Source organism: Streptococcus hyovaginalis DSM 12219, assembly GCF_000420785.1.
Taxonomy (GTDB): Bacteria; Bacillota; Bacilli; order Lactobacillales; family Streptococcaceae; genus Streptococcus; species Streptococcus hyovaginalis.
On the sequence record NZ_ATVP01000004.1, the window covers coordinates 1 to 16,730 of the forward strand.

The window sequence follows — 16,730 nt, forward strand, 5'->3', positions numbered from 1 at the left end:
GAAAAGCTTTACTAGGAGCTAGCTCCTAGTAAAGCTTAACAAATGGAAGACTTCAAAATAACATTTTAGGTCTCACATCATTGACAAAGGTACATAATGACAGATCCCTTTCTCTAAAAAGATTACTTTTTTATTTATATAAGATTTTTTTCACAATCTATCTTGACAAAATCGTAAGATTACTATACTATTATTGCAATTCAATTAAATAAAACCGAATGATGTTCATCAGGAGAAGATAGTTTTTTCAGCTATCGCCGAAGGAGTTAAACTCTCAGGTGCCTTTTATGAGGTGGGACTGATTTACTGACGGACTTCTGGAGAGACCTCTTTAGTGAGGCGCCGAAGGGGCAAGGCATGGCTCAATCTCTCAGGCAAAAGGACAGAAGAAAATACACCCTCAATCTTTTGGGATTTTTCAGCAAGCCTAAAAGAGAACGTGGGTTGTTTTAGATACTATCTATCCTTCAGTAAGTTAAAGAGAGTTGTGGCTAGCAGCTGTCTTTTTTTCTTTGATGACCATCCTTCACTGGAGGATTATGATGATTTCTTTTTTTACAAGTTTAAATAATCTTGTCTGGGGCCCACCCCTACTTATCCTTTTAGTCGGTACAGGAGTCTATCTGACCCTAAGACTCAAGCTCTTACAGGTGTTCAAACTTCCTAAGGCTTTCCGCCTAATCTTTACTGAGGATAAAGGCGAAGGGGATATTTCTAGTTTTGCAGCCCTAGCTACTGCTCTGGCTGCAACTGTCGGTACCGGAAATATCGTAGGAGTGGCGACAGCTATCAAGACTGGTGGCCCAGGAGCTCTTTTTTGGATGTGGGTGGCGGCTTTCTTTGGTATGGCTACCAAGTATGCCGAGGGCTTTCTAGCCATTAAGTACCGCACCAAGGATGCCAATGGTGACATCTCAGGTGGACCTATGTATTACATCATTAATGGTATGGGCAAAAAATGGTCTTTTCTAGCCATCTTTTTTGCCATATCAGGGGTTTTGGTCGCTTGGTTTGGGATTGGGACCTTTGCTCAGGTCAACTCCATTACGGCATCGCTAGAGCATTCCTTTGGTCTTTCACCCAAAATCGTTAGCATTATAATTGCTCTGATAGCTGCTACCGTTATCTTTGGTGGTATCCAGTCTATTTCTAAAATTTCTGAAAAGCTGGTTCCTTTTATGGCTGGTCTTTACATCTTATTTGCTAGTATTATTATCCTGGCTAATCTCTCAGAATTGCCCAAAACTCTATCCTTGGTTTTTGTCTCTGCCTTTTCACCGACTGCTGCTGTCGGTGGTTTTACAGGAGCAGTGGTACGTGATGCCATCCAAAAAGGGATTGCGCGTGGGGTCTTCTCTAATGAATCTGGTCTTGGTTCAGCACCTATCGCGGCTGCCGCGGCCAAGACTAACCAACCCGTCGAGCAGGGACTGATCTCCATGACAGGAACATTCATCGATACCATCATCATCTGTAGCTTGACCGGCTTGGCCATTCTCATCACCGGACAATGGACCAGTTCTCTAGAGGGAGCTCCATTGACTCAAGCCGCCTTTGCTACATCTTTTGGGGATTTGGGGAGTCACGCGCTGACTCTATCGCTAGTTTTATTTGCCTTCACAACCATTCTGGGGTGGTCTTACTATGGTGAACGTTGTTTTGAATTTCTATTTGGCGTGCGTTTTTTAAGTGCTTATCGCTTGATTTTCGTTGTCATGGTGGGACTGGGGGGATTTTTAAGTCTTGATCTTATCTGGATTATCGCTGACATCGTTAATGGTCTCATGGCCATTCCAAACTTGATTGCGTTATTAGCGTTATCACCGATCATTGTAAGTGAGACAAATCGCTATTTTTCCAGCAAGGCAAAGTCTAAATAAGAAAAACTAATTTTTGAGTATTTGACAAATGAATTCCAATCGCTATATAATAGACGACGGCAGTTTTGAATCACGATTGCCATCATTTACCATCTTATTAACTTACAGAAAGAAAATACGATTTTTATGTACGAATTACTGTCATCGATTGATGGCTATGTCTGGGGACCGCCACTACTTATACTGCTAGTAGGAACTGGGATATACTTGTCTGGTCGTCTAGGCTTTATCCAAATGTTGAAATTACCAACTGCTATCAGGCTTATCTTTACGGATAATGCTGATGAAGATGGGGATATTTCCAGCTTTGCCGCTCTAGCAACGGCCCTTGCAGCAACTATTGGAACGGGGAATATCGTCGGTGTAGCAACTGCTATCAAACTTGGTGGTCCTGGAGCTCTCTTTTGGATGTGGGTCGCTGCCTTCTTTGGGATGGCTACAAAGTACGCTGAGGGCCTTTTAGCGATCAAGTATCGCGTCACTGATGAAAATGGTGAAAAAGCTGGCGGACCTATGTACTACATCACCAACGGACTTGAAAAAAAATGGAAGTGGCTAGCTATTCTCTTTTCCATTTTTGGTACAATGACCGCACTCTTTGGTTCTGGAACATTTACACAGGTCAATTCGATAACCGAGTCCTTGCGGAATACAACAGGACTATCGTCTCAGCTAGTTAGTCCTATACTGGCTATCCTTGTTGGCATTATCATATTTGGCGGTATCCAATCGATATCCAAGGTTTCTGAAAAAGTAGTCCCTTTTATGGCGGGTATTTATGTTCTAGCAGCACTAACCGTGATCATCTTTAACGCTCATAATTTGATCCCAAGTCTGCTCCTCGTTTTCAAGTCAGCTTTCACAGGTCAAGCTGCTATGGGTGGTTTTGCTGGAGCAGGTTTCATGTTAGCTATCCAATCGGGAGTTGCACGTGGAGTATTCTCTAATGAATCTGGCCTAGGATCAGCACCTATTGCAGCTGCTGCTGCTCGGACTAATGAACCAGTCGAACAAGGATTAATCTCTATGACAGGAACCTTCATCGATACTATTATTATCTGCACGTTAACAGGTCTATCCATTATTATCACAGATGCTTGGTCGACAGATCTCAACGGCGCTGTTCTAACACAATATGCTTTTAGCACTATTTTTGGCGATATCGGTCAAATAGCTTTGGCTGTCAGCCTTGTTCTCTTTGCTTTCACAACTATCCTTGGCTGGTCTTACTATGGTGAACGTTGTTTTGAATTTCTATTTGGTAGCAAGGCTATCCTCCTCTATCGCATCATTTACGTCCTAATGATTGCTATCGGTGGCTATATTAGTTTAGAGACAATTTGGGTGCTAGCAGATATCGTTAATGGTCTCATGGCTTTTCCCAATTTAGTGGCACTTTTGGGGCTCTCTCCGGTCATTATCTCTGAAACGCAAAAATACTTTGCTAAAAAGAAATAATCTGGAACTCTGCTACTATACTGAAATAGCAGGAAAGTCACGGGAACGAAATTCATCTCAGTCACCCTTTTAATAGCATAAATAACAAGGAGTTAGTGACTATTTCTTAAATGATTAAGAAATAGTCACCGATTCCTTTTCTTATGGTATAATGGTCAAATGATTATTAGCGAAAGGAAATACAATGTCTAATCCATCTGGAAATCTTCGCCTAGCCAAACGAGGACCTATTTTAAGTATTTCTGCCTATCTTCTCTTAACAATTGGGAAACTAATTTTCGGTTATTTATTAGATTCATCATCACTTATCGCCGATGGATTTAACAACCTCTCTGATATTGTTGGCAATGTCGCCTTACTTATTGGCCTTCATTTAGCCAGTCAGCCAGCGGATGAGGACCATCGTTTTGGACATTGGAAAATTGAAGATCTCTCTAGTCTTATCACATCATTTATCATGTTTTTGGTTGGTTTTCAGGTATTAATCCAAACCATTCAGAAAATACTATCAGGTAATGAAACTAGCATTGATCCCCTTGGTGCTATTGTCGGCCTTGTATCGGCTATGGTTATGTTTAGTGTTTATTTCTACAACAAGCGACTTTCCAAAAAAGTAAAATCTAGTGCTCTTGTCGCTGCCTCTAAAGACAATCTCTCTGATGCCCTAACATCTTTGGGAACTTCAGTTGCTATTATTGCAACCTCACTACACTTTCCTATTATTGATCAACTAGTCGCAATCATTATTACATTTTTTATTTTAAAAACAGCCTACGACATTTTTATGGAAGCCACTTTTAGCCTTTCGGATGGCTTTGATCAATCTCAACTCAGGCAATACGAGACAGCCATCTTAGAAATTCCTAAAATAGCAGCTGTCAAATCCCAACGCGGCCGCACCTACGGTAGTAATATCTATCTTGATATTGTTCTAGAAATGAATCCTGACCTCTCTGTTTACGAAAGTCACGATATTACAGAACAGGTCGAAAAAATGCTTAGTGAACGTTTCTCAGTTTATGATATTGACATCCATGTTGAACCTGCTGCTATCCCAGAAGATGAGATCATTGGCAATGTTGTCAAAAAACTATATAAAAATGAAATGATTATTTTGTCAAAAATTCCAGATTTTGAACAATACATTTCTGAAAATTTTTTTATGATTGAAGCTGATGGACAAATTCTTAATAAAGATCAAGTTATCAATCAAAAAATCTTTTACCCTGCCAACTTTACCAACTTTCAAGTCCAAAACATCAGTCAAAAAACCAAATTACTGACCTATACTTTAGAAAATAAACAACACATGAGCCTTTGGCGCAGAAATAAAAAATGGTATCTCATCTATCACCAAATTACCAAAATAGATCATCATTAACCAAAAAGTGAAGCTGAATTTTGTGTTCAACTTCACTTTTTTACTTACTTTCATTAGTCTAAGTGTTTCTGATTGACTTAGACTCCCCTTAATCTTCTTTATAAACTGGTAGTGCTCCAAAACTTTGAGATGTTGGCATAATCTCGATACGATTAACATTCATATGTTCAGGCTGTTCAAGCAACCAGACAACCGTTCTAGAGATATCTTCTGGTCGCAGACTGTTCGCTTTTTCATAAACTTTATATACCTTATCATCATCGCCTTTAAAGCGAACATTTGAGAACTCTGTTCCTCCAGCAAGGCCAGGTTCAATATTGGTTACTCTAACATGGGTTCCAGCTAAATCAGCTCGAAGATTTAACGAAAATTGCTTGACAAAAGCCTTAGTTGCCCCATAAACATTACCGCCCGGATAAGGATAAGTTCCTGCAATTGATCCGATATTAATCACATATCCCAATTGACGCTCTACCATACCAGGTAAAATTTGACGAGTCAGATAGGTTAGTCCCATCACATTGGTCATAATCATCGTTTCCCAGTCTTCAAAAATAACCGCGTGAGCCTTTTCAAGTCCCAAAGCTAGGCCAGCATTATTGATTAGAATATCAACTGTTCTAAATCGCTCCGGAAGCTTACTTAGAGCTAAAGAGATATTTTCTTTTGAAACAAGATCCATTTGAAGAGGAAAAAAGGCATCTCCTAACTCCTTTTTCAAAGCGTCTAAACGTTCAAGGCGACGGCCCGTTCCGATAACTTGATAATCTTTTGCTACTAAATCTCTAGCAATTGCAGCGCCAAAGCCAGAAGTTACTCCAGTAACTAATACAGTTTTTACCATAATGAATGTTCTCCTTTTTGTACGACAAAAGCCGAGTATGTACTCAGCTTTTTGCATTATTTTTCCTCTAGCGCTTGGGCAGCTGTGATAATACCAAGTTTGTAAATATCATCAGCACTTGAACCACGTGAAAGGTCATTAACTGGTTTGTTGAGACCTTGAAGAATTGGTCCCACAGCATCGAACATCCCTAAACGCTGAGCAATCTTATAGCCAATATTACCTGATTGAAGGTCTGGAAAAACAAATGTATTGGCTTGGCCAGCAACATCACTGTCTGGCGCTTTAATAGCAGCTGTTGCTGGAACAAATGCAGCGTCAAACTGCAACTCACCGTCCAATGCTAAATCAGGAGCTAATTCTTTAGCAATCTTAGTCGCTTCTACTACCTTATCAACTTGTGATGATTTTCCTGATCCCTTGGTTGAGAAGCTTAACATCGCGACTTTGGGATCAATATCAAAGATACGCGCTGTCTCAGCTGTGTTTACTGCAATTTCAGCCAATTCTTGAGCATTCGGATCAATGTTAATGGCACAGTCAGCCATGATATAACGTTCATTAGTATTTTCACGGTTCATCAAGAAAACACCTGAGGTACGAGAAATACCTGGTTTTGTTTTGATGATTTGAAGAGCTGGACGAACAGTATCAGCTGTTGAATGAATGGCACCTGACACCATCCCATCAGCAAGTCCCATTTGAACCAACATAACACCAAAGTAGTTCACATCATGAAGCACTCTCTCTGCATCTTCTAGAGTTGCTTTTCCTTTACGCAGTTTAACAAACTCCTCTTTCATCGCTTCAAAATCCTCATAAGTTTCAGGATCGATAATTTGCGATTTTGGATCCTCAAAGCCTAATTTTGCCAACAAGGCTTTAACCTCATCTGGCTTACCTAAGATAATAGGATCTACCAAACCTTCAAATTTCAAACGAGCAGCGGCACGAACTACACGTTCGTCATTACCTTCGGGAAATACAATCTTAACATGTTTTCCAGCAATTTTTTCACGTAATCCACCAAAAAGTGAACGAATACTCATGTTTTACAATACCTCTATCTATTATTTTTCTAGTGACATGATAACGTTTCCGAAATCATTTGTCAAGCCGAGCTCATGAACCACACGTTCTTTTTTGAACGGATCGAAAAATGAAAGTGTATGGCAATGCAAGGCTTGTCTGGTAATACCTAAGTCCATCCGTCCACCATACAAATCATCCCCTAAAAGAGGAAAGCCCAGGTGTGCAAAATGAACACGAATTTGATGGGTTCTCCCTGTATGTAGTTGGATATCAACCAGATGAACCTTGCCATACGAGGCAACCACCTGGTAGCTTGTATGAGCATACTTTCCTGATTTGTGAACACGCCTTGTGATGATTGAGTCCTCGTCGCGCGCAATAGGTGCAATAATTTCTCCTTTTGAAGGCAACTCGTCATCACCTGACACCAGCGCATAATACCGTTTCTCAATAGCTTTTTGCTGTAGTTGCTTATCCAATCGCGCATGAGCGTAACCGTGTTTAGCAAATAACATGAGACCACTTGTATCACGATCTAGACGAGTCACAATATGAACCTGCAAATTAGGATACTGTTTTTTCATAAAGTAGCCTTTTACAAAATTGGCCATAGTATTAGAATGATTGACGCTAGGAATACTAGCAACCCCCGAAGGTTTATTGAGTACTAAAAAATGATCATCTTCAGCAACGACCGATAAAGGAACCTCAATCGGTTCTAGCTTCTCGTAAGGCAATTCATCTGGAATATCTACCGTAATAGTGTCTCCAATATCTACCATGTAAATAGCATTTCTCTCATGACCATTGACATAAATAGCACCGCCCTTGAATTTGATTTTGGCTAGGAGACCTTTTGAAATATCATGCTCTTTTAAAAGCGACTTTACCTTACCAGGTCGATGCACATCAAATGAAAATCTCATGAATCCAAATCTCCAATGAAAGCATCTTTTACTCGTGCCCAGAAACTGGTGTGACTCGGTGTCGCTAAGAAGTGAATCTTAAAATTAGAAATATAAAACTCCACTTTAGCAACATTCTTATAGTGATAAGTTTTGTTATCGATCGAAACCGTATAAGTTCCCAAGCGCTTAGGAACAATCACAATGCGGTCATCTTTGGGAATAATAATGGAAGATCCCAATGTCCGAAACACACGATTATTAATAGATGAAATTTCAGTCATTTGAAGGGCTTCAATAGTTGGGTGTAAAATGGCACCACCTAAAGATTTGTTATAGGCAGTACTGCCTGTTGGCGTCGCTACTAAGATACCATCACCTCTGAACCGCTCAAATTTGACTTTATTAATCATAACATCTGCTACCATTGTTTTCTCAATCCGCTTTACAGTAGCTTCGTTCAGTGCCCTCGCGCGGTAAACCCTACCATCATCCAAAGTCACTTTGACCTTCAAAATCGGATAGGAGATGCTGTCTCCTTTATCGTTGCGAAGATTATCAATCAGCTTATCCACTTCAAAATCACGGTAATCCGTATAAAATCCGAGATGACCGGTATGAATACCAACAAAACGTACACGATCTAATTCTTTTTCATACATATGGAAGGCTGATAAAAGCATGCCATCACCGCCGATAGTAATGATAACATCTGGATTTTTTTTACTCAAATAAAAATCAGGCGCATCTCGAAGCGCATTAAATAACTTGGAGGCAATACGCTTACTCTGGTATTTGCCATTTGCGATTATGGCCACACGCATTGGCTTATCTATAATATTCGTCTGTGTCATCACTATTTCCTACACCATCACTTAAACTTCTACTTACAGGGTCGAAAAGTAATTGCGCTTCCTGGATATCCTCCCTAATTTTACGCATTTCCTCATCCAACTCTAAGGCAATTTTAGCGGTAACCTCCAAACGCTGTTTAATATCATCTGGAAAGTCCCCGCGGTATTTATAATTCAAAGAGTGCTCAATTGTTGCCCAAAAATTCATGGCTAACGTCCTAATCTGAATCTCAGCAAGAACCGTTTTTTGCCCATCTATAGTATCTACAGGGTATTCGACAACCACATGATAGGAGCGATAACCACTAGATTTCATATGCCGGATATAATCTCGCTCTTGAACAACCGTTAAATCATGTCTCTGCCTTAGAAGTCGTAAGACTTCGTCAACGTCATCCACAAACTGAACCATCACCCTCAAACCCGCAATATCTTGAATATCTTGAGCGACATTTTCAAGAACAACACCTCGGAGAGCCATCTTCTCTTGAATGCTTTCAACGGATTTTACCCGTCCAGTGACAAACTCTATTGGAGAATGCTTTTGTTGCTTGCGGTATTGCTTACGAATACCTCTAAGTTTTATTTTTAATTCACCGACAGCCTGAATATAAGGATCTAAAAATTCTTCCCAATCCATTGTCATCTAGGACTCCTATCTAACTAATCTCAACTACATGGTACTTTCTTGAAAAAAAGAGGACTTTTTTATAAAATGAACCTACCAATCATTATATCATAATATTCAGACCAAAAAAGGAAAGCGCCTATGAGTAATCTCGAAATTGAATACAAAACCATGCTTAATAAAGCTGAATTTAACCACCTCCAGAGTCTCTTAATGCACGTGCCGGCAATTACCCAGACCAATTATTATTTTGATACTCCAGAAGGAGATTTGCGCGCTCAAAAACTCTCACTTCGTGTCCGTACCTTTGATAAATTGGCTGAATTAACCTTAAAAATTCCCGAGAAAGTGGGAACAATGGAGTACAATGTTTCCTTAACTAAGGAGCAGGCGCGTGAGATTATTGATAGTAGCTGTTTTCCCGATTGTCGTGTCCGCGAACTTCTAACAGAAAAGCAGATCCCCCTTGAAAACTTAAGAGTACTGGGCCATCTGACAACTATTAGGCGTGAGACAAAATTACCGATAGGCTTGTTGGCTTTAGATAAGAATCACTATGCCGATTGTATCGACTATGAACTTGAGCTAGAAGTCACCGATCCCGAACAGGGACAAAAAGATTTTGATGAATACTTGGCGCAACATAACATCAGTTTTAAATATGCCAAAAGTAAAGTGGCGCGTTTCGTGGCTACATTGAGAACCTAAACTAGTAACCGCTCGTAGGACAACCTACAAGTGGTTTTCTTTTATCGTTTAGAGGAGAAAGAAGTCTCCTTCAGGTTTTGATAGCTTGTCATCTGGCAATAAAGAATTAGATACTGTTCGAGACAGGAAAATTAGGAAATATAACTGCTCATTCCTTACAGTCAGGGGACTGTTTGAAGAATAAAACTAGAAAGTTACCATCGTCTGACATCATTTAAGAACAGTCTGAAAGCAGAATTTATTTCTATCCGTCCATAGTTCCCCAAACGGTGAAAATCCTTCGACCACTGTGCTGATCGAAGCATTAAAAAGTGTTCGTAAACGTTTGTCCGAGCTTTTGCTCAATACTGAAAACTAGTTTCATAAATATGCTCTCCTTCTGGTCCATTATCAAGCTACAGTATCATGGCTAGCTATTTCTTACCTTGATTACTTTTCCCTAATAAATCAAGAATGAATTTTTCACGTTTTTTTGATAGAATATAAGTAATTATGATTTAAGGAGCATTTTGTCATGGCACAATATAAAGCCACCCCTCAAATGAAAGTCTTCTCTCTCACTTCTAACACAGATATTGCTGAGAAGATCGCTAAAGCTGCCAACCTACCGCTGGGTAAAGTATCTTCTCGCCAATTTTCTGATGGTGAAATTATGATCAACATTGAGGAAAGTGTCCGTGGTGACGATATTTATATTATTCAATCCACGAGCTATCCTGTGAATGATCATCTTTGGGAATTGCTGATTATGATTGATGCTTGTAAACGTGCAAGTGCTAATTCAATCACTGTTGTCATGCCTTACTTTGGCTATTCACGTCAGGACCGTGTTGCGGCTTCGCGGGAACCGATCACAGCAAAATTAGTATCCAACATGCTTGTGAAGGCAGGGGTCAATCGCGTTGTCACACTCGATTTGCATGCTGTTCAAGTACAGGGCTTCTTTAACATTCCCGTTGACAATCTCTTCACTATTCCACTTTTTGCTGAACACTATATCAATAAAGGCCTTACAGGCGAAGACGTTGTCGTCGTAAGCCCTAAAAATTCTGGTATTAAACGTGCGCGTAGCCTTGCAGAATATCTTGATGCACCGATTGCCATTATTGATTATGCTCAAGAGGACGATAGTCAACGTGAAGAAGGCTATATTATTGGTGATGTTACTGGTAAAAAGGCTATTTTGATTGACGATATCCTCAATACTGGAAAAACCTTTGCTGAAGCTAGTAAAATTGTTGAACGTGGCGGTGCGACTGAAATTTACGCTGTTGCTAGTCACGGACTTTTTGCAGGAGGTGCTGCAGATATCCTTGAAGCTACTCCTATTCAGGAAATTTTACTAACGGACTCTGTTTCGAATAAAGAACGAGTCCCTAATAATGCTAGCTATATTACAGCGAGTGAGTTGTTAGGAAATGCGATTTGTCGCATCCAAGAGAGACGTCCGCTTAGCCCACTCTTCACCTATCACCATGACGAGGATTAAGAATTGTGATTTATCTTGATAATGCTGCCACAACCCCATTAACAGATCCTGTTTTCAAAAAAATGACAGAGGTTATGGCACTTCAGTTAGCCAACCCTTCAAGTATTCATGCTCACGGACGCTTGGCTAATCAAAAATTACGTGAGTATCGTCAAACTATTGCTGATTTACTAAATACCTCGGCTAACCATATTATCTTTACTTCTGGCGGTACTGAGAGCAACAATACGGCTATCAAAGGTTATGCTTTGGCACATCAAGATCAAGGAAAACACCTGATAACTACTGCAATTGAGCACCACTCCGTTCTCCACACCGTAGAGTATCTTGAAAAGCAATTTGGTTTTGAAGTGACTTATATTAAGCCCGTCAATGGCGTCATTCATACGGCCGATGTCGTAGCGGCTCTCCGTCCTGATACTATACTCGTCAGCATGATGTATGCCAACAATGAAACTGGAGATTTATTGCCTATTGCCGAGGTTGGGAAGATGCTTGAGCAACATCCTGCTGCTTTCCATGTTGATGCTGTTCAAGTCGCTGGGAAAATCGCTTTAGAGCCTGAAAAACTAGGGATCGACTTCCTTTCCCTATCTGCTCACAAATTTCATGGACCCAAAGGGGTTGGTGTTCTCTATCAGAACCAACAACACTTTGATCCATTATTACATGGTGGTGAGCAAGAGAATAAACACCGCGCTAGCACAGAAAATCTTATTGGTATAGCAGGTATGGTACAGGCCTTACAGGATAGTTGCGACAAGTTATCTGACAATTGGGCCTACGTGACATCACTTGCCAACCTCTTTTTAAAAGAATTATCCGGTCTTGACTATTACCTTAATTCTAGCGAAGGCGCCCTGCCTCATGTACTGAATATTGGATTTCCCAATGCCAATAATAGTGTTTTGCTGACCCAGCTGGATTTACAAGGTTATTCTGTTTCAACCGGATCTGCTTGCACTGCTGGAACTGTCGATCCTAGTCACGTATTAGCAGCCAAGTATGGACAAGAGTCTCATCGTCTCAAGGAATCCATTCGCATCAGCTTTTCTGAATTAAATACACCAGAAGAAGTTACTGGATTAGCTCATCTACTTCAATCACTTTTAGGAGAAAATTAATGGCCTTTGAAAAATCTGTTGGTCTCAAAGACTGTCGCTACCGCTATACCATTGACCCTCAAATCAAAAAATATACACTAAAAGACTTAACATTTACCGAAAATAAAGTCGGTCATTACGAACTTAGCCGACTTTTAGAGGAAGTTCCCAATTCGGGAAACGGATTTTTGCTACGAATCGTTATTCATAAAGAACTCACTGGTTTCAAACTCAACATCACTGATCCTAGTGGTTTGCGCATTGTCAATATTTTTAAATCCGAAGATCACCACATCCTTCAGGATAAATTTTATTTTCTAATGGATAGTCTAGTCGACCGTCATATTTTTACCAAGACAGAACAATAATAATGTGAAGGAGGAAGTTATGCTGACGATCAGTTATTTAAATGACGCTAATCAAACTAAAGAAATCACATATGATAGCTACGATGCCTATCGTCAAGCGCAAATGGCTTGTATGATTGGTATTTCTGATCACTATCCCGTGACGAGTGTCACTTATAAGGGGGAAACAATAGATTACACTGGTAATTTTGGAAACCTCTTCTACGCTTTAGAGAAAAAACAGTTAGCCTAATTCTTTAAGCACTTGTCTAGGACAGGTGCTTTTTTCGTACTAACATTCACAGACTATTACTACTTTCAAGCATGAAAGTTGCATTTTTCACAATCATTATTTAAAATAAATAGGTAGATTTTAATAACATGTTAAGTATTTGCCTTCTATAAAATTTCTGGCAAATACCATTTAGAAAAGGAGACTACTATGTCTGTTGATAAAGCGATACCAAAAGCTACGGCAAAGCGCCTTTCTCTCTATTACCGTATTTTCAAACGGTTCCATACAGATAATATTGAGAAAGCAAATTCAAAGCAAATCGCAGATGCTATGGGAATTGACTCTGCTACGGTTCGTCGCGACTTCTCTCATTTCGGAGAACTAGGTCGTCGCGGTTTTGGCTATGATATTAAGAAATTAATGAATTTCTTCGCTGATATTTTAGATGATCACTCAACGACAAATGTTACGCTTGTCGGCGTCGGAAATATCGGGCGTGCCTTGATGCACTACCGTTTCCACGATCGTAATAAAATGCAAATCGCTATTGCTTTTGATCGTGATGACAACGACATCGTAGGTACAGAGTCACCTGATGGTATTCCTATTTATGGCATCTCAACAATTAAAGAAACACTCAAGGGAACTGGCATTGAAACTGCTATTCTGACTGTGCCAAGCACACAGGCACAGGAAGTCGCAGACCAGCTGATTGACGCTGGTATTAAAGGCATTCTGAGCTTCTCTCCTGTTCACCTTACTGTTCCTAAGGATGTCGTTGTGCAATATGTTGATCTAACTAGCGAATTGCAAACTCTTCTTTACTTTATGAATCAAAAACAAAACTAAATCATGTCAAAACCTATTATTGTTGGAATTACAGGAAATCGCCGGGTGAATCCCGAAACTGGCGTGCTACGCGATTATGTTGGTCACGGCTTTGTTGAAGGGGTTCAGCGTGCAGGTGGTATTCCTATGATTTTGCCTATTTCATCAACAACTACCGCAAGGCAATATGTTAAGATGGTTGACAAAGTTATCTTAACTGGCGGTCAGAATATCAACCCAGCTCTTTATGGTCAAGAGAACTTAGCTACTAATACAGATGATGATTTTTTTGAAGAACGTGACCTTTTTGAAATTGCTATTTTAGCTGAGGCATTAAAAGAAGGCAAGCCGATCTTTACCGTCTGTCGTGGCACTCAACTCATGAATGTGACTCTAGGCGGGAGCCTCCATCAAGATATTGAGAATCACTGGCAAGATCAACCTGGAGACTACTTGTCACAAGATATGGTAGTCGCCAAAGACTCTCCGCTATACGCTATTTATGGTGAGCATAATCGAATTAATTCTTTTCACCACCAAAGTATCGATCATTTAGCAAGTGAATTAGAAGTCATTGCTAAAGACCCCAAAGATGGTACGATTGAAGCTGTTCAGTTTAAAAATTCATCCGTTCCATATCTTGGCGTTCAGTGGCATCCGGAATTATTGATTGATTATTGTCCTGTTGACCAGAAATTGTTTGACTTTGTGGTTAATGACCTTTAAAGAACATCTGATTCTTCTCTAAAACTATAATAATCGCGGTGCCCGATAATCAAGTGATCCAAGAGCACCAATCCCATATCGTCACAACTTCGTTTGAGTTTTTCCGTAAACAACAAATCGTTTTCACTTGGCGAAACTGTCCCGGATGGGTGATTGTGCACTAAGATCAATGAGGTAGCCATATTTTTACAAGCATAATGTAAAATTTCTCTAGGTTCTGCTATCGAACGTCTAACCGTACCAATAAAAAGTGTTCTTTGCTCCATGATACGATTCTGCGTATCTAAATAGAGAACAATGAGATGTTCTTGCTTTTTGCGCCCAATTTCTGACATCATTTTTCGAGCAACTTGCTGACTCCCCATAATTTGCTCCGAACGATTGTAATCAGCTGCTTGGATACGTTTAGCTAACTCTAACATGGCTTTAATTTCTGTTGATTTGGCTAGGCCAATGCCTGGTATTGCTTGCAATTCTTGCAAGGATAAATCTTGAAAATCTGCCAAACTTCCTAATTGAGCTAATATGGACTGTGAAAGAGCCAAAACTGGCTCTTTTTTCGTACCCGTTCGCAACAGAATGGCCAATAATTCTTGATTACTCAATTGCTCTGCTCCTAATTGCATCAGGCGTTCTCGCGGTTGTAAACGGTCACTAGGCATGGTAATATGATACATTGCTAACTTCCTCATCTTCTTTCAAATATGTCTATCTATTTATTCGATAATTTCACGAAAACTTTTGCAAAAAGTGCCTAATTCATGAACCTAGATGAATGCTATTTTGACTGAGTGACTCTGCTAGTAAAAAATAATATTTTCAGACAGAGACAGCCCAAACTGATACACTCCGCTGTTATCAAGCAATCTATAGAACTGTTTGAGACGGATAAATTAAGAAAATGAAACTTTCCATTCACCACTGTCCGTGCTACAACTTAGATAGGAGATGAAGAAAATACACCTTCTTCACCGCTTCGGGTGATTTCATGAACGCTTCAGCAGTTCTCTATATCCAATCTTTAATAGCCACTCTCTCGGATATCAAATCTGATTGCTATCATTTTAAAAAGGCCTAAAAAGATTTTAGCTACAAACTTCTAGTGCATTTTGGGAACAAATACTGAAAGATCAACTAAAAAAGCCAGAACCTACTGTTCTAGCTTTCTATCATAAAGAAATCGTTAAGGGAATTTTTGAACCTAATCCGGTTGTCTTTTCTGAACATCATCTTTGATCACTTGGTAAATAGTGCCCGCAACTGGGACGCCTAGAATCATACCAAAGATACCACCGATAGCCCCACCTAAAGTAATCACTAATAGGACCCACATTCCAGGTAGCCCAATGGAATTTCCCACCACCTTAGGGTAAATAATGTTCCCCTCTAGCTGTTGTAAAATGACCAAAAAGAGAAGGAATAAGAGGGCTTGGGTAAAGGATTCTGTTGCAATCAAGATGAACCCTACCGTCGCTCCAATATAAGCTCCAACAACAGGAATCAAAGCTGTGAAAGCAACAAGCACACCCACAGTCGCAGCATATGGAAAGCCAAAAAGTAGCATACCTACAGCTGTTAAACTTCCCAAAATAACAGCTTCTAACGTTTGTCCGACAAAGAAGTTATGAAAGCGATCATGAAGGATATCAGTTAAGTAAAACAGGTAGTTAGCCCATTTTCCAGCATACACTGTTACCAAAGCATGTGTTTGACGAATTAACTGTTCCTTGTTCGCTAATACATAAATCGAAAATACCAAGCTGATGAAAACATTTAAAATCGTTGACGCAATACTAGATACTGAAGTCAAGATATTAGTTAAAAAACCAAGCAGTTGTTGCAAGATTTGTTGCGTGTACTTTGAAATGGTAGCACTTAAATCAGCATTCTCACCAAATAGATCTAACGCATGATTAACAATATCATTATCATTTAAATCTGCGATGATCTTTGAAATAGCTTGCGTATCAATCCTCAATAATAACTGAAGACTGGCTATTAAATCTGGTATCACAATTGAAAATATCCAAACTATAATGACCATAAATGTCAAGTAAGACAAAACCATAGCGATTGATCGTTTTAACTTAACGATAGGCTTAAAAGGTAGCAAGATAACCAGCCACTTCTCATAGGCATACATGACAATATTAATAACGTATGCAATACCAGCGCCATAAAGAAATGGCTTAAGGGAAGCCCATAATGTAGCGATAATATGACTACCTTTGTCCCAATTTTGATAAATGGCAAAACATAGGAAGAAGGTTAAAATGATGTAACCTAGTTCTTTTTTTCTTATTTTCACAGAA

The 16,730-nt window shown here is 39.7% G+C and carries 17 protein-coding genes and 1 riboswitch; of the genes, 10 read left to right on the forward strand and 7 right to left on the reverse strand.

Annotation, left to right across the window (positions count from 1 at the left end; all coding sequences use genetic code 11):
- Positions 1–307 precede the first annotated feature (307 nt).
- Positions 308–396, forward strand: a riboswitch (glycine riboswitch).
- Positions 397–542: 146 nt separating this feature from the next.
- The 3 genes from G574_RS0103315 (at position 543) to G574_RS0103325 (ending at position 4,719) form a co-directional block, all read left to right on the forward strand.
- On the forward strand, positions 543–1,880 hold the full coding sequence (locus G574_RS0103315) for an alanine/glycine:cation symporter family protein (protein ID WP_029690941.1): 1,338 nt from the start codon (positions 543–545) through the stop codon (positions 1,878–1,880).
- A 126-nt stretch (positions 1,881–2,006) separates the two neighbouring features.
- On the forward strand, positions 2,007–3,338 hold the full coding sequence (locus G574_RS0103320) for an alanine/glycine:cation symporter family protein (RefSeq protein ID WP_029690942.1): 1,332 nt from the start codon (positions 2,007–2,009) through the stop codon (positions 3,336–3,338).
- Between the two features lie 184 nt (positions 3,339–3,522).
- On the forward strand, positions 3,523–4,719 hold the full coding sequence (locus G574_RS0103325) for a cation diffusion facilitator family transporter (protein WP_029690943.1): 1,197 nt from the start codon (positions 3,523–3,525) through the stop codon (positions 4,717–4,719).
- Positions 4,720–4,807: 88 nt separating this feature from the next.
- Here the strand turns inward: G574_RS0103325 and G574_RS0103330 are convergent, their stop codons facing one another.
- From G574_RS0103330 to yjbM, 5 genes are read right to left on the reverse strand one after another with little or no spacing between them, the layout of a single operon-like run.
- Positions 4,808–5,563 (reverse strand): SDR family NAD(P)-dependent oxidoreductase, encoded by a 756-nt coding sequence (locus tag G574_RS0103330; protein ID WP_029690944.1) that lies wholly within the window; start codon positions 5,561–5,563, stop codon positions 4,808–4,810.
- A 56-nt stretch (positions 5,564–5,619) separates the two neighbouring features.
- Positions 5,620–6,612, reverse strand: coding sequence for a phosphate acetyltransferase (gene pta / locus G574_RS0103335; protein ID WP_029690945.1), 993 nt, complete (start codon positions 6,610–6,612; stop codon positions 5,620–5,622).
- 21 nt (positions 6,613–6,633) lie between these two features.
- A complete protein-coding gene (locus G574_RS0103340) occupies positions 6,634–7,521 on the reverse strand; it encodes an RluA family pseudouridine synthase (RefSeq protein ID WP_029690946.1) in 888 nt (295 codons plus the stop codon).
- Positions 7,518–8,354: an NAD kinase gene (locus G574_RS0103345; RefSeq protein WP_029690947.1), complete on the reverse strand. Its 837-nt coding sequence runs from the start codon at positions 8,352–8,354 to the stop codon at positions 7,518–7,520. The genes G574_RS0103340 and G574_RS0103345 overlap by 4 nt, the downstream gene beginning before the upstream one ends.
- On the reverse strand, positions 8,329–9,000 hold the full coding sequence (gene yjbM, locus G574_RS0103350) for a GTP diphosphokinase (RefSeq protein ID WP_017770051.1): 672 nt from the start codon (positions 8,998–9,000) through the stop codon (positions 8,329–8,331). Before yjbM ends, G574_RS0103345 begins: the two co-directional genes overlap by 26 nt.
- A 123-nt stretch (positions 9,001–9,123) precedes the next feature.
- Here yjbM and G574_RS0103355 point away from each other — a divergent pair, with 123 nt between their 5' ends.
- The 7 genes from G574_RS0103355 (at position 9,124) to G574_RS0103385 (ending at position 14,418) form a co-directional block, all read left to right on the forward strand.
- Entirely contained in the window at positions 9,124–9,690 is a 567-nt protein-coding gene (locus tag G574_RS0103355; RefSeq protein ID WP_017770052.1) for a CYTH domain-containing protein, read from the forward strand.
- Positions 9,691–10,204: 514 nt separating this feature from the next.
- A complete protein-coding gene (locus G574_RS0103360; RefSeq protein WP_029690948.1) occupies positions 10,205–11,179 on the forward strand; it encodes a ribose-phosphate diphosphokinase in 975 nt (324 codons plus the stop codon).
- A gap of 5 nt (positions 11,180–11,184) precedes the next feature.
- On the forward strand, positions 11,185–12,303 hold the full coding sequence (locus tag G574_RS0103365) for a cysteine desulfurase family protein (RefSeq protein WP_029690949.1): 1,119 nt from the start codon (positions 11,185–11,187) through the stop codon (positions 12,301–12,303).
- Positions 12,303–12,650, forward strand: coding sequence for a DUF1831 domain-containing protein (locus G574_RS0103370; protein ID WP_029690950.1), 348 nt, complete (start codon positions 12,303–12,305; stop codon positions 12,648–12,650). The genes G574_RS0103365 and G574_RS0103370 overlap by 1 nt, the downstream gene beginning before the upstream one ends.
- Before the next feature lie 19 nt (positions 12,651–12,669).
- Entirely contained in the window at positions 12,670–12,882 is a 213-nt protein-coding gene (locus G574_RS0103375; protein WP_029690951.1) for a DUF4649 family protein, read from the forward strand.
- A 189-nt stretch (positions 12,883–13,071) separates the two neighbouring features.
- Positions 13,072–13,713 carry a redox-sensing transcriptional repressor Rex gene (locus G574_RS0103380; protein WP_029690952.1) on the forward strand — a complete coding sequence of 214 codons (642 nt, stop codon included), beginning with the start codon at positions 13,072–13,074 and terminating at the stop codon, positions 13,711–13,713.
- Between the two features lie 3 nt (positions 13,714–13,716).
- Positions 13,717–14,418 (forward strand): gamma-glutamyl-gamma-aminobutyrate hydrolase family protein, encoded by a 702-nt coding sequence (locus G574_RS0103385; RefSeq protein ID WP_029690953.1) that lies wholly within the window; start codon positions 13,717–13,719, stop codon positions 14,416–14,418.
- Here the strand turns inward: G574_RS0103385 and radC are convergent.
- Together radC and G574_RS0103395 are read right to left on the reverse strand one after the other, a co-directional pair.
- The gene (gene radC, locus G574_RS0103390) at positions 14,415–15,095 is read right to left on the reverse strand and encodes a RadC family protein (RefSeq protein ID WP_029690954.1); all 681 of its coding nucleotides are present in this window, start codon (positions 15,093–15,095) and stop codon (positions 14,415–14,417) included. The genes G574_RS0103385 and radC overlap by 4 nt on opposite strands.
- A gap of 524 nt (positions 15,096–15,619) precedes the next feature.
- Entirely contained in the window at positions 15,620–16,726 is a 1,107-nt protein-coding gene (locus tag G574_RS0103395) for an AI-2E family transporter (protein WP_029690955.1), read from the reverse strand.
- Between the last annotated feature and the right edge of the window lie 4 nt (positions 16,727–16,730).